Here is a 13791-nt window from a genome sequence, read left to right as displayed (position 1 = left end):
AAGAAAAGCTGTCTGAGTCCGATTCCTGCGGACGAGTTCTTTTCTTTTAGCGTAGTGAATTAATTTTTAGCGATTTTTTCAGCAGCGGCGGCATTTTTTGCTTACTTTTTTTTGCTGCAGAAAAAAAGTAAGTCAGGGCTTGGGGCTGAAAGCCCCAATTAGTTTATAGCAATCAAATAACCTTCTTCACGATCTCCATTCCCCTCTTAATCGCATCCTCATTAACCGGGATGAGATGGTGATGCCGGGCAGGCAGTGAATCTTTTAATCCGTGAAGTATGTTTTCAATGGCCACAAGAGGCTTGATTTTCAGGTAAGCCCCCAGCACAATCATGTTAAACGTTTTTGAAGTCATCATACGGGCCGACTCTTCAGCAGCCTCAACAATATATATCCGGATATCCTTTCTCTGCGGATGACGCGTAATTCCGTTTGAATCATATAACAACAGACCGCCTGGTTTCACCGAGGACTCAAATTTGTCCATCGACTGCTGATTGAGAATGATAGCCGTGTCAAACCGGTTCAGGATGGGACTGCTTATTCGTTCATCGCTGAGGATGACGGTAACATTTGCCGTTCCACCGCGCATTTCGGGACCGTAAGATGGCATCCAGCTGACTTCCATCTCCTGGAGCATTCCGGCATAAGCCATTATTTTACCCATTGATAAAACACCTTGTCCGCCGAATCCGGCTATGATGATTTCTTCATTCATGACATTAAAAATTTATTCAGCTTTTGCCGTTTTGGTTACCATTTCACCGTTGATCTTGATATCTCCCGGTGGAAAGAAAGGAAACATATTCTGCTCCATCCATTTATTGGCATCATTGGGCGTCATTTTCCATCCTGAATTGCAATTGGATACCACTTCAATAAACGACACACCTTTATTCAGCTTTTGATTTTCAAAAGCCTGTCGGGCTGCTTTTTTGAATTTCCTTACTGCCAGCGGTGTGTGAACTGAATGCCTTGCCACCATATAGGTACCGGGAAGCATGGCAACCAGTTCGGTTATCTTTAACGGATTTCCCATCAAGGCCACATCACGTCCGTATGGCGTTGTGGACGACCGCATACCCGGAAGAGTTGTGGGAGCCATCTGTCCGCCTGTCATACCATAAATACCATTATTCACAAAGAAAATGGCGATGTTTTCGCCCCTGTTGCAGGCGTGAATAGTCTCTGCCGTTCCTATGGCAGCCAGATCACCGTCTCCCTGGTAAGTGAAAACGAATTTTTCAGGCCAGCATCTTTTTATACCGGTAGCCACGGCAGGAGCACGGCCATGTGATGCCTGCTGCATATCGATATTCATAAATTCATAAGCCAGTACCGAACAGCCAACCGGCGCCACACCGATGGTTTCAGCCTGGATTCCCATTTCTTCAATCACTTCCATGATTACCCGGTGAGCCACCCCATGTCCGCAGCCCGGACAGAATGAAAGCGGTTTCTCAGTCATCAGCGGGGTTTTCCTGTAAACCAGGTTCTCCGGGCTGACAATCTGTGCATATAATGAATTCTTATCTTCCATAATTACTTAATTGAAAAGCTTTTTATCATTGCGTCTACCACGTCCTCAGGGGAAGGTACCATACCGCCCATCCTGTTATGCAGCGCCACCTTTACCTTACCGTCAACGGCGAGCCTGACATCTTCGATCATTTGTCCGGCGCTGAGTTCAACGGTGAGAATACCATTCAGCCTCGGCGCTTTTTCTGCCAGTATTTCCGAAGGAAACGGGAACAGAGTGATCGGCCTGATAAGTCCGGCCTTTATGCCTTTCGCCCGTAACAAATTCATCGATTTCTGGCAGATACGGGCACAAGATCCGTAGGCCACCATGATATAATCCGCATCATCACACTGAATAGCCTCATAACGGACCTCATTTTCACGCATCTTCTGATACTTTGCCTGAAGCATAATATTATGCCGCTCATGGCGGGCCGGATCAAGGTCGAGTGAGGTAATTATATTTCTTTCACGATCAGCTGTTTTGCCTGTAGTTGCCCACGACTGATCAAATTCTGTGAACCGGGCCTGTTGGGGGAACATCTCCACCTTTTCCATCATTTGTCCGATGATCCCATCGGATAACATGGTTACAGGATTCCGGTATTTGAAGGCCAGCTCAAAACCGAGCTTCACAAAATCAGCCATTTCCTGCACCGAAGCCGGGGCAAGCACGATCATCCTGTAATCGCCGTGTCCTCCGCCCTTTGTAGCCTGAAAGTAATCGGCCTGTGAAGGCTGAATGGTGCCGAGACCAGGACCTCCCCTCATTACATTGAGGATAAGGCATGGAAGCTGACTTCCGCATAAATACGACACACCTTCCTGCTTCAGGCTGATGCCGGGGCTCGAAGAGGATGTCATCACCCGTTTACCCGTTCCGGCTGCACCGTAAACCATATTAATGGCGGCCACTTCACTTTCGGCCTGAAGCAATACCATGCCCGTGCGCTTTTCAGGCTGCTGAACAGCCAGGTACTCCATAACTTCTGATTGCGGAGTGATGGGGTATCCAAAATAGGCATCACAGCCCGACCTGATGGCCGCTTCAGCAAATGCCTCATTTCCTTTCATTAATTTCTTATCACCCATAGTGGAAATTTTATTCGTCAAACTTCTTCCGGTAAACCGTTATAACCCCGTCGGGGCATACTACAGCGCAATTCGCGCAGCCGGTACAATTTTCAGGATGCTCTGCATAGGCAAAATGATATCCCTTACCGTTAACTTTCTTTTCCATCCTGATGACATCAGTGGGGCATGAAACAAGACAAACCTCGCATCCTTTGCACCTTTCAATATCAATTACAATAGCTCCTTTTATTTTTGCCATGATATTTTTCCATTATAAAAAGAACAAGTTCAAGAACTTAATTCTGGTTTCTTCAAATTTCTGAATCCGGTCTTAAAAAAAACAGGCTTAAAATCAGTATTTGTCAGAAAAATTCCAAAAATAACAAAATTCATGAATGATCCTTGTGAAATAGCTTTAACCTTTCTTCCAGAACCGGAATATCTGCCGTTTTGAACTGCGAAACACAAGCCCGTAAGCCCTCGGTTCGGGTACTTCCGGTGATACCCAGGGTAATGGCGCTGATGCCATAGCGTACAAGCTCATCCAGTAAGGCGGGCCCTGAAAACCCGGGATATGAAATGGTGAAATAAAATCCATCCGCTATGGGCTCATTCAGGTCCATATCATACACGATCCTGAATCCGTATTTCGTAAACAGGTCTTTCATAGCGTGTGCATTCTCACCATAGGCCTTAATGGCCTCAAACGGATTGTGTACGCCATCATTAACCGCTTTGAATAATGCCGCCAGGGCAATTTGTGCCGAATGAGAGGCCCCGGCCGACAGTGCGTATAAAGCGCCATATATAATGGTATGCCCGAGGACATCCGAATTGAAATACCGAAGCAAATCAGGATACCTTTTATTGAACAGCTTATCCGATACAGCCATCATAGCGAGTCGCTGCCCAGCAAAACTGAAGATTTTTGATGCCGAAATGAGCAAGATATAATTCCCGGTATACTTTGCCACAGTAGGCTGAAACGGAGCCATACCGGGTTTCGATATATCTCTCCTGAAATCCATGCCAAAATAGGCAAGATCTTCCAGAACCACCACGTCATATTCGTCGGCAAGCTTGCCGATAAGGGCCAGCTCCTCTTCATTCAGGCAAATCCATGACGGATTGTTGGGATTCGAATACAGCATACTGCTTATCTTCCCGGTGTCCAGATAGCTGCGAAGTTTGGCTTCAAGCTTTTTGCCGCGGAAATCGTAGATGTCGAACGACTGAAAATCGTGCCCGAGAACATGACACTGCTGTTTGTGAACCGGGAACCCGGGATCAATGAAAAGCGTTCCTTCTTTCGTCCTGTCCGTACGGTTCACGGTCAGGAATCCCGCGCATGAACCCTGCATGGATCCGCAGGTCGGAATGCATCCCTCAGCCTTAACATCCACATCCAGGAAAAGCTTGATAAAACGCGATGTTTCATTTTTAAGATCAGCCACACCTTCAATAGGCGGGTAAATAGATGAAACCCCTTTCTTAAGCGCTTCAATTTCAGCGTGTGTGGCAATTTCAGGTGCTTTAAGCCCGGGCACACCGAACTCCATGCGGATGTATTTTATTCCCGTGGCTTTTTCTACCAGGTTGACAAGATGCACGATTTCACGTATTGAAGCCCTGCCGGCCGGAGGAACTCCTGCTTCGGAAGCAATTTTTTGAATCAGTTCCCCGGCGATTGGAAGTTTATCCATCATCCTCTGTGCTTTAAAATTTCCTTTTATCGATCACCCTCTTCGATTTTCCTTCGCTTCGTTCTATCGTCTTGGGCTCAACCAGGTTCACCTTTATACCCAGTCCAAGGGCGCTTTCAAGATTTGTCTGGATTTTATTCCTCAGGTTCTGCAACTGGCTGATCTTGTCCTGGAAAAACGCCTCATCCACTTCAACCTGCAATTCCAGTGTGTCAAGATTGTTCACCCTATCGACAATCAGCAGGTAATGAGGTTTGATCTCGCTCATTTCAAGGATCACACTTTCAATCTGTGACGGGAACAGGTTAACACCCCTGATGATCAGCATATCATCACTCCGGCCGAGGCATTTTTCCATGCGGACCATGGAACGGCCGCAACGGCAACGTTCATAATTCAGGCGGGTAAGGTCGCGTGTCCTGTACCGGATCAGCGGAAGTCCTTCCTTTGTAATGGTTGTGAAAACCAGCTCCCCGGTTTTGCCCTCGGGCACAGGCTCAAGTGTTTTCGGGTCAATGATCTCAGGGAAAAAATGATCCTCGCTGATATGAAGCCCTTCCTGCATGAGGCATTCGCTTGCCACACCAGGACCGATGACTTCACTCAGGCCATAAATATCGATAGCTTTTATATTCAGTTTCTGTTCAATTTCTTTGCGCATATTTTCAGTCCATGGCTCCGCACCGAAAACCCCTACCCTGAGTTTCAGGTCTTCCCTTTTAATATGGGCTTCTTCAATGGCTTCTGCAATGAACAAGGCGTAGGAAGGTGTACAAGCCAGAACGGTGCTGCCAAAGTCAACGAGCAGTTGTAACTGCCTGATTGTATTTCCGCCTGAAACAGGGATAACCGAAGCCCCTATTTTCTCGCCGCCATAATGCAAACCGAGTCCTCCCGTAAATAATCCGTAACCATAGGCCACATGAATGAAGTCGTTTCTGTCAGCTCCGGCACAGGTCAGAGTGCGGGCCATCACTTCCGACCAGGTGGCGATATCCCTGCGGGTATATCCAACAACCGTGGATTTGCCTGTAGTTCCTGATGAGGCATGTACCCTTACAATCTCGCTCATGGGAACGGCAAAAAGACCGAAAGGATAATTGTCTCGCAGGTCCTGTTTTGTTGTAAAAGGAAGCTTATGCAGGTCATCAATGGTCTGTATGCTTTCAGGGCCGATTCCGGCCTCCTGCATCTTATTCCTGTAATAGGGAACATTGAAATAAACCCGTTCAACGGTTTCCCTGAGCCGTTCACTCTGAACCTTCCTGAGTTCAGTGCGGTCCATACATTCGAAATGCCTGTTCCAGATTTCCATGTTGCTATAGTTTATAAAGATCACTGGCTTTAATGAGATCCATTTCATGATCCTTCAATGCCTGAATAGCGGTTTCGGTATTGCTGCAACGCAGGATGATCACTGATTTTTCACCTACTGAAAAGGCATATGTATATTCAATGCTGATATCCCTGTCGGAAAGAATCTTCAGAACCATGGCATAATACTTGGCCTCATTAGGGGCCATTATCGAAATCACATCCGTGATATTCACCGTAAACTGTCGGTTTTTAAGCACTTCCTTGGCCCGGGCCGGATCCGAAACGATCATGCGCAGAATGCCGAACTCGGTTGTGTCGGCAACACTCAGGGCGGTGACCCTTATATTTTCGCCACCCAGTGCTTCAAGCACTTCGGTAAGGCGTCCCGATTTGTTCTCGAGGAAAACGGATAGCTGGTGTACAATCATGATTTTAGCTGTTTAGCTGTTCAGAGGTTTGGATGTTTAGATGTTTAGATGTTTAGATGTTTAAAAGTTTGGAGGTTTAGCGGTTCGAATATATATAAAATTGGATTGCATTGATTCAAAAAAATGAGTTTATCACTTTTCGATCCTTATCCGGGAGTCCACCACTGTGATATCTTCGGGATTACCAATAAGGGGATTCAGGTCCATTTCCTTAATTTCGGTGGCAAACCGGAGTAAAGTGGATAATCTTACAATGATTTCAGTGAATTTCTTTTCATTGATTCCCGGCTTTCCCCGGGTTCCCTGGATAATCCGGTAAACCCTCAGGCTCCGGATCATCGATTGGGCTTCATCAAAGGTAAGCGGGGCAAGTCCCGAAGAAATATCCCCCAGCACTTCCACAAAAATTCCACCCAGGCCGCACAGGATTACGTGGCCGAATCGCTTTTCATAGCTGGCGCCGATAAAAAGCTCGGTGCCGGTGAGCATTCTCTGCATGAGCACACCTTTTACATCCTTAATCCTCATCATGCGCTTAAACTCCGCCTGCAGGTGGGCTTCAGATTTTATGTTCAGCGTAACACCGCCCACATCCGATTTGTGCACCGGACCTACCACTTTGAGAACCATGGGGAATCCGATTTCCTTTACCGCTTTCTTTAATTGTGCAGGCCTCGATGCCACCTGTTCGGTCACCATGGGAATGCCGGCTGCACCAAGCAATTGCTGTATACTATGTGGCTCCAGGTAACCATCGGATGCCTCATCGATGATTTTACGGATGGCTTTCAGGTCAATATCCTCAAACATGATCTTTTCCTCGGCCGGGTAAGGCGTATTGGCAATACGGGTGAGAGCCCTGCCGAGAACAACCTCGTCGGGAAAATTCACGTTGCCGAGATTCATAAAAAATTCAAGTTCATCCCGTGAACTTGTAATGGAAGGAAGAATAGGCAGTACAGGTTTATTGCATTCCCTGATCTTTTTATGCAGAAGCTCGTAAATCTCGCGTATATCGATCATTCCGTTGCTGCCAAAAATAACGATTATGCTGTCGATTAACGGCAGCTGTTTGTCGGCATATTCAATCACGTTACTGAGTTGCTCGGGAGTGGCTGTGGCAATAAGGTCGATCGGATTATCAGCCGATGCACCCTGGTACATCATCGATTGAATGATGTCATGGTCTTTCCCTGTGATGCGTGGAATGTTCAGTCCGCCTGCCGATAGGGCATCGGTAAGCATCACAGCCGGTCCGCCGGCATGGGTGATGATGGCAATATTCTTGCCTTTAGTCGGCTTATGAGTAAACACGGAAGCCACCGTGGTAAGTTCTTCCCGGCCAAAACAGCGGACAATGCCCGCTTTCCTGAAAAGAGCTTCTACAGCTGAATCAGCAGATGCCAAGGCGCCTGTATGTGAAGAGGCGGCGCGGCTGCCGGCTTCGGTAGTTCCGGCCTTTATGGCTGCTATTCGGCATCCCTTGCGGATTAGCGATGAAGCATGATGCAGCAGTTTATCCGGGTCTTTTATATTTTCAATATAAAGTAGTTTTATGGGCGAGCTGATTCCTTCTCTGTAGCTGCTGTCCCAATACTCCAGGATGTCCTCAATGCCGGTCTGTGCGCTGTTCCCGACTGAAAAAACACTCGAAAAAGTCAGTCCTTTAGGCAATGATGATTCAATGATAAACACAGCCGTAGCGCCAGATCCGGATGCAAAATCACAACCTCTTTCACTAAGCCGGGGAACAGGGGAGGTAAAAACACCATTATAGGCGGGGGTTATCACACCGATGCAATTGGGACCGATAAGGCAGCCACCGGTTTCATTCACAATATCCACCACTTCTATTTCCAGTCGTCGTCCTTCTTCATTGTCCTCGCTGAAGCCCGCCGAAAGGATGATAAAAGCTTTTGTCTTTTTTGTTCCGGCAAGAATCCTGACAGCTTCGGGACAGTTGGGTGCAGCAATGGCAAGAATGGCCAGGTCAACTTCAGGGAGATCGTAAACGGAGGCGTGGGTTTTAATACCCTGCACTTGTTCGTCCTTCGGGTTGACAATATAAAGGTTGCCTTTGTAATTTCCCGAAAGGATATTCTGGACAATACGGCCACCCGGTTTCCGGAGGTTATTGGAACCGCCGACAACAACAATGCCTGACGGGTTCAACAGTGATTCGTTAATCATAGGCTTTTATGCATGGTAACCAAATTTAGGAATTTGAACCGTGAACATGAACGATAATTATCAGGTAACGACATGGTAAAAAATCAGGATTGCCGAAATATTTTATTTTTGCATTATGGGCTATATAGTTGACGAAAAATTCGAAAAAATCATTTTTAGCGAAAAACCGCTGAAACCAGGTGAATATGAAGAATGCACATTTGACCGGTGTGATTTCTCAAATGCCAGGCTGGCTGAGTTCCGGTTTATTGATTGTGAATTCAGGGATTGCAATTTGAGCCTGGTTGTATTAAACAACACGACCTTCCGCGATGTAAAATTTGTCGGCTGCAAGATGCTGGGATTGCATTTTGAAGATTGTGATTTGTTGGGATTTACAGTCTCGTTTGAAAACTGCAAACTGCAGAACTCGACATTCTTCAAAGTAAAAATGAAGAAAACGGTTTTAAAGAATTGCGATTTGAAGGAAACCGATTTTTCAGAAGCCGAAATGTCAGAGAGTATTTTTGATAACTGCGATCTTCACAGGGCAGTCTTCGATCACACCAACCTTGAAAAAGTCGATTTCCGTACCGCTTATAATTATACCATCAACCCTTCTCAAAACCGTATCAAAAAGGCCCGGTTTTCATTACCAGGGCTGCCGGGGTTGCTGGCGGAGTATGGGATTGATGTCAGCGATTAAGGAATTATGAGACCTATGGGACCTAGGACTTATACGACTGCCTCACTATCCCCTATAGAATGCCGCAGGCATTTCTTAGTGCCTTGAAGTCTATCAAACTCAAAAAAACTTTTCGTGTTTCGTACCTTCGTGGCTATATTTTATCTTTGTGTGCTTCGTGTGCTTTGTGAGCTTCGCGTGCTTCATGTTAATATGCCAAAATGCCGCAGGCATTTAATTACTGCCTTAAAGCGTAATTCAACAACACTTTTCGTATCCTCGCTGGTTATAAGGTTCAATCACAAAAATTCTTTGTGCCTTGGTGCCTTTGTGGTTGATTTTTTGCTATCTTTCGGAAAACACTCCATAACAAACTGCCAGTCAATTCAGTGAGGGCGATAGGGGAAAAGAGGTTGAAGTAAGCAATGGGACTGACGGTCGCTGTGCGCACCCGGAAGTGAACAAAACCACAAACAGTAAAATTTGAAAACACCATTTATTATATTGATGCTAATCTTATTTAATGTGATCGCTTCATCGCAGGATACTATTATAAAAATGAGTTCTTTTAAGACAGTTCCCAACTGTACCTTTTCACGAGATGATGTATTATTTAAGATCATAAAAGAAAAGGAATTCGATTACTGGGAATACAGATATGTATATGAAACACAGGTTAAAGATTGTCCAATGGATTCAATTGATTGTGTCCCACCTGTCCTCTTTAAATATGAGGTTCTTGAAAAAGGCAATTATAAGCAGGTTAATGATTCAATAGAGATTGGCAAGATTAATTGTAAAAAAGGATTTTGGTGGATTCCTCCTTCAGGTGGTGAACTTTATGTAGTGACAATAAAATCAAATCAACCTGATTCTATTGTGAATAAGGATGATTTATTACACTTGATATTGCCATTTAATTCCCTTGATAAGATTAAACTATATTATGACAATTATAAACCTGTCAGGTATTTAAGAAACAAGGATAATTTTGAGTTAATAGTGTATGATCAGGATAAACCCATCAGGTATTATGAGAATAAAAGAGGCAAGTTTAACGTTTTTGAAAAACTTTATCTTCGAATATATGAAGACGGGAGACTTTATAAAAAAAGCATCGGTGAATATCATTTAAAAGTGACCGAGCCAAATATTATAATTTAAGTATCCAATGAAAATTATATTGGCTTTATTATTCGTTATTTTCGAAATTAATAGTGCTGCACAGCATAAAGAGTTTAAACCAGATACTTCAATATCCGGAATAAAGTTGCAGGATTCAATTTCAATAAGATCAATTATTCCAGATTTCATAAAAAAAATTGATTATACTGGTACCGGTGCAAAAATAACTTTGGTAAATAAACATAAAACTGAAATAGCTACTTTAATCTTTCATTCAGGTTCAAATGCTGATTTAATCGCAGAGATCAACCTTAGTTCATTCATTGATTCCTTATATAATATGGACAAGACAATTAATGTGAATATAGATTATTTCACAACTGAAAGTAAAATTAAGTTAGGAATTTCAAAGGCCAAATTAATTCAGATTAAAGGGCAAGCTTTAAGTATTGAGAATTACGATGAGACAGAAATCCTCAAATACCGAATTGACAATTACAAAACATCTGCTTTCTTGATGCGATATAATTATCCAACCTATTATTCCATATATCAATTCAAAAGAAACAAATTGGAACATGTTTCATTTGGTTTTGAATACCCATAGTTTTCATAGAATCCTGTATTTATGCACCTTTTATGTTGGGTGTTATGTCAAAAAACAAAAAATTCCTTATATTACTTGATTTTAAAAAGGGAATTATCTATTAGATGGTTGTGTTATTACCTTTTACCGGACTTATGTCGCCTGAAGAATATGAAGTATTACATTATCAGATGAAAAAGATTATTACATTTTTATTTTGTTTTTCCTGTTTTATTACATCCAATTGTCAGATAATTAGAGGTACAGTTAAAGATATTCAAACGAAAGAACCTATTGAATTTGCCTCTGTATATTTTAGCGGGACATTCGCAGGTAAAACTACTGACCAAAATGGTAATTTTACTCTGAATGTATCCAAATACAGTACTATGCCATTGACCATAAGTGCCATTGGCTATTATTCTTCCGAAGTTTCGGTTTATTCGGCAGATTCACTGCTTAAAATTTATCTGAAGCCTAAGGTTTACGAGATCGAAGAAATAGTTATTCATGCGGATTCAATAATTAAGAAAAGAGAAGAAAATTTGAAACTATTCAAGGATGCTTTTCTTGGCACAACAGAAAATTCTGAGAACTGCAAGATCATCAATGAGGCTGATATATCATTCAATTATTTCTCCGATGAGGATACCTTAAAAGCATTCACTGTAAAACCATTACTAATTGAGAACAGATCATTAGGTTACAATATAATCTATTACTTAGACTTGTTTGAATACTATAAAAAAACTGAGCGTATTTACTTTTCTGGCAGAATTCTTTTTGATGATTCCCTGACATTTAAAGGTAGATCACAGCGGTACTATGACAGGCAAAGAAAATTAACCTATCTGGGTTCCAGGATGCATTTATTCAGAACACTATATTCTGAGGATTCTACGTCTACCGGTTTTACAATAGTTGATTCCACCAATCGAAAACTTAGTTTTAAAAACATAGTCATGCAGGAAACCAAAGGCCAGAAATATATTTGGAATTTGGGAAATTTAAGAATCCATTATTATCAAAAATTCAGCTTCATGAATATTCTGACTCCAAAACTATATTTTGATTTTAACGGTTACTTTGACCCCCAATCGGTTCAATGGTACGGAGAACTGGCTAATAAACGAATCGCTGATTGGTTACCCTACGAATATAAACTTGAATAATCACAATCCCTGACATTAAACGGCGACCAGTAATCAGTTTCAGGCCGGATCATTGAAAACGAAAAAACTTTAACATTTGGAATCATAACCTAATCCACGCGCCTTTCGTAAATATGCTTATATTGAACCCGTTTTTCAACTATTCGCATGTCCATGAAAAAAAGATCTTTAGCCCTTTTCATCGCTTGTTTACTTTTCGTTTCCTTTTCAAAGGCGCAATCTGAAAGCGATTCCCTGTTATCCAGGATCGATTCCATTCTGTTTTCACATACTGATACCTTGTTTACCAATAATGATACATTGGGTTTTTCGGACAGCCTGTTTCTCCTTACTGAAGGCGACCAGTTCATTCCCGGTTCCTATATCCCGGACTCCATTTATATGAAGCGGTTGAGCGCATTGCCGTTCACTTTTGATATGACGTATAACCCGACAGTCAGACGATTTATTGAACTCTATACGGTTAAGCTCCAGGACAAACTCGGTGTGATGCTGGGTTTAAGTTCGTTTTATTTCCCGATTTTTGAAGAGGTCCTCGATAGTTTTAACTATCCACAGGAATTGAAATACCTGCCGGTTATTGAATCTGCATTGAACCCCGCAGCCACTTCAAAGGCTCATGCAGCCGGTTTATGGCAATTTATACGAAGTACAGGATTGCAACATGGATTGGTTATTAACGGGTACATGGATGAGCGGCGTGGAATCCAGGAATCTACCGTAGCAGCAGTCAGGTACCTGGGTGATCTGTATGCACAGTTTAACGACTGGCAATTAGCCTTGGCTGCCTACAATTGCGGACCAGGTAACGTTAACAGGGCTATTGCACGATCCGGCGGGAAAAGAAGCTTTTGGGAAATCTATAAATACCTGCCCAGGGAGACCAGGGGTTATGTACCCGGCTTTATAGGTGCCGCGTATGCATTTAACTATTATAAAGCTCATGGTATTACACCCGTTCCCTCTGATCTGCCGGAGAAAATGGATACAATTAAAATAGACCGGAACCTTCACTTCAACCAGGTGGCAGAGGTTCTTTGCATCGACGTGAATACCCTGAAAATGATCAATCCTCAGTATATCAAAGATTTCGTGCCCTCCGATAACAAGAGACAATTTGTGTTGAATCTGTCAGCCTCCGATAAAGAACGCTTTGTGGCCATGCGTGATTCCATTTATGCCTATAACAGTGTATTCTACCAAAAGGAATGTGAAAATCTCCTGAAAACACCGGATTATGTAGTTCACCGGGTTAAATACGGAGAATGCATGTCGGTAATCGCCCAGCGTTACCATGTTTCCGTTTCAAGTATCAAGAAGTGGAACCGGATTTCAGGAACCTCTCTCAGGCAGGGACAAAAGCTGGTAATTTATCCCCGGGCGTAATATAACTCCGGCGGGCTCAGAGACTCAGAGATGGAGAGGCCTTACAAAGCCCGTCATTGCGAGGAGCTGGAAAATAACTGATTATAGTAATAATGTATTGCGACGAAGCAATCTGCCCGCACAGGCAGTTCCTCGCAAAGAGCATTTTTTAGCTTTTTGCCTGCGGCAGTTGGCCTCCGGCGGTTTCTCGCAGAGGCTCAGAGACGCAGAGGAACAGCCAGACTGCCATCGGCAGTCAGTGCACTTAGTGTTCTTTGTGTCCTTGGTGTTTATGGTTTCAAACTGCCGTAGGCAGATAGTCTATCGTAACACCTCACCCCTGCCCCTCTCCTTCGAGGAGATGGGTAAGAAGCCTGTAGATGCATTTTGACTTTTAAAAATCTAAATATTCGTGTTTAATTTTGCCAGTTCTCAAAAGTTTTCTAAATTTCGGAAAAGCCCGTAACAAACTGCCAGTCAATTCATGTGAGGGTGATAGGTGAAAAAGGTAGAGGTAAGCGATGTGACTGACGGTCGCCGTGCGCACCCGGAAGTGAACAATTGCAATTTTTTTTAGGAATACAAAATGTGCTTCTAAACATCCAAAAACAGTGTTTAGTAGTACATAATGTGCACCTATTAATGA

General features: G+C 43.3%; 13 protein-coding genes. 5 read left to right on the top strand and 8 right to left on the bottom strand.

The window, feature by feature from the left end:
* Positions 1 to 172 precede the first annotated feature (172 nt).
* From VK179_14255 to VK179_14220, 8 genes are all read right to left on the bottom strand, one after another.
* Positions 173 to 718, bottom strand: a complete 546-nt coding sequence (locus VK179_14255; GenBank protein ID HLO59906.1) for a 2-oxoacid:acceptor oxidoreductase family protein — start codon at positions 716 to 718, stop codon at positions 173 to 175.
* A 12-nt stretch (positions 719 to 730) separates the two neighbouring features.
* Positions 731 to 1540, bottom strand: coding sequence for a thiamine pyrophosphate-dependent enzyme (locus tag VK179_14250; protein HLO59905.1), 810 nt, complete (start codon positions 1538 to 1540; stop codon positions 731 to 733).
* 2 nt (positions 1541 to 1542) lie between these two features.
* Positions 1543 to 2613, bottom strand: coding sequence for a 3-methyl-2-oxobutanoate dehydrogenase subunit VorB (locus VK179_14245; GenBank protein HLO59904.1), 1071 nt, complete (start codon positions 2611 to 2613; stop codon positions 1543 to 1545).
* 10 nt (positions 2614 to 2623) lie between these two features.
* Positions 2624 to 2854, bottom strand: a complete 231-nt coding sequence (locus VK179_14240) for a ferredoxin family protein (protein ID HLO59903.1) — start codon at positions 2852 to 2854, stop codon at positions 2624 to 2626.
* A 130-nt stretch (positions 2855 to 2984) separates the two neighbouring features.
* Positions 2985 to 4301 (bottom strand): pyridoxal phosphate-dependent aminotransferase, encoded by a 1317-nt coding sequence (locus tag VK179_14235; GenBank protein ID HLO59902.1) that lies wholly within the window; start codon positions 4299 to 4301, stop codon positions 2985 to 2987.
* A gap of 10 nt (positions 4302 to 4311) precedes the next feature.
* Positions 4312 to 5613, bottom strand: coding sequence for a phenylacetate--CoA ligase (locus VK179_14230; protein ID HLO59901.1), 1302 nt, complete (start codon positions 5611 to 5613; stop codon positions 4312 to 4314).
* 4 nt (positions 5614 to 5617) lie between these two features.
* Positions 5618 to 6043: a hypothetical protein gene (locus VK179_14225; protein ID HLO59900.1), complete on the bottom strand. Its 426-nt coding sequence runs from the start codon at positions 6041 to 6043 to the stop codon at positions 5618 to 5620.
* A 132-nt stretch (positions 6044 to 6175) separates the two neighbouring features.
* The gene (locus tag VK179_14220) at positions 6176 to 8233 is read right to left on the bottom strand and encodes an acetate--CoA ligase family protein (GenBank protein ID HLO59899.1); all 2058 of its coding nucleotides are present in this window, start codon (positions 8231 to 8233) and stop codon (positions 6176 to 6178) included.
* A 115-nt stretch (positions 8234 to 8348) separates the two neighbouring features.
* On the opposite strand from VK179_14220, the gene VK179_14215 reads away from it, so the two are divergent.
* The 5 genes from VK179_14215 (at position 8349) to VK179_14195 (ending at position 13166) form a co-directional block, all read left to right on the top strand.
* Complete coding sequence (locus VK179_14215; GenBank protein HLO59898.1) at positions 8349 to 8918, top strand: pentapeptide repeat-containing protein; 570 nt, start codon at positions 8349 to 8351, stop codon at positions 8916 to 8918.
* A 462-nt stretch (positions 8919 to 9380) separates the two neighbouring features.
* On the top strand, positions 9381 to 10061 hold the full coding sequence (locus VK179_14210) for a hypothetical protein (protein HLO59897.1): 681 nt from the start codon (positions 9381 to 9383) through the stop codon (positions 10059 to 10061).
* A gap of 7 nt (positions 10062 to 10068) precedes the next feature.
* The gene (locus tag VK179_14205) at positions 10069 to 10629 is read left to right on the top strand and encodes a hypothetical protein (protein HLO59896.1); all 561 of its coding nucleotides are present in this window, start codon (positions 10069 to 10071) and stop codon (positions 10627 to 10629) included.
* A gap of 170 nt (positions 10630 to 10799) precedes the next feature.
* Positions 10800 to 11780, top strand: coding sequence for a carboxypeptidase-like regulatory domain-containing protein (locus VK179_14200; GenBank protein ID HLO59895.1), 981 nt, complete (start codon positions 10800 to 10802; stop codon positions 11778 to 11780).
* A gap of 153 nt (positions 11781 to 11933) precedes the next feature.
* Positions 11934 to 13166, top strand: a complete 1233-nt coding sequence (locus VK179_14195; protein ID HLO59894.1) for a transglycosylase SLT domain-containing protein — start codon at positions 11934 to 11936, stop codon at positions 13164 to 13166.
* The last annotated feature ends 625 nt before the right edge of the window (positions 13167 to 13791 follow it).

The sequence above is a fragment of the Bacteroidales bacterium genome (assembly GCA_035299085.1).
Classification (GTDB): Bacteria; Bacteroidota; Bacteroidia; order Bacteroidales; family UBA10428; genus UBA5072.
This window is presented reverse-complemented; position numbering and strand designations above follow the sequence as displayed.

Excerpts from the sequence above, each read along its gene's own strand:
- VK179_14255 (HLO59906.1), bottom strand. The coding sequence starts at position 718 with ATGAATGAAGAAATCATCATAGCCGGATTCGGCGGACAAGGTGTTTTA.
- VK179_14250 (HLO59905.1), bottom strand. The coding sequence starts at position 1,540 with ATGGAAGATAAGAATTCATTATATGCACAGATTGTCAGCCCGGAGAAC.
- VK179_14245 (HLO59904.1), bottom strand. The coding sequence starts at position 2,613 with ATGGGTGATAAGAAATTAATGAAAGGAAATGAGGCATTTGCTGAAGCG.
- VK179_14240 (HLO59903.1), bottom strand. The coding sequence starts at position 2,854 with ATGGCAAAAATAAAAGGAGCTATTGTAATTGATATTGAAAGGTGCAAA.
- VK179_14235 (HLO59902.1), bottom strand. The coding sequence starts at position 4,301 with ATGATGGATAAACTTCCAATCGCCGGGGAACTGATTCAAAAAATTGCT.
- VK179_14230 (HLO59901.1), bottom strand. The coding sequence starts at position 5,613 with ATGGAAATCTGGAACAGGCATTTCGAATGTATGGACCGCACTGAACTC.
- VK179_14225 (HLO59900.1), bottom strand. The coding sequence starts at position 6,043 with ATGATTGTACACCAGCTATCCGTTTTCCTCGAGAACAAATCGGGACGC.
- VK179_14220 (HLO59899.1), bottom strand. The coding sequence starts at position 8,233 with ATGATTAACGAATCACTGTTGAACCCGTCAGGCATTGTTGTTGTCGGC.
- VK179_14215 (HLO59898.1), top strand. The coding sequence starts at position 8,349 with ATGGGCTATATAGTTGACGAAAAATTCGAAAAAATCATTTTTAGCGAA.
- VK179_14205 (HLO59896.1), top strand. The coding sequence starts at position 10,069 with ATGAAAATTATATTGGCTTTATTATTCGTTATTTTCGAAATTAATAGT.
- VK179_14200 (HLO59895.1), top strand. The coding sequence starts at position 10,800 with ATGAAAAAGATTATTACATTTTTATTTTGTTTTTCCTGTTTTATTACA.
- VK179_14195 (HLO59894.1), top strand. The coding sequence starts at position 11,934 with ATGAAAAAAAGATCTTTAGCCCTTTTCATCGCTTGTTTACTTTTCGTT.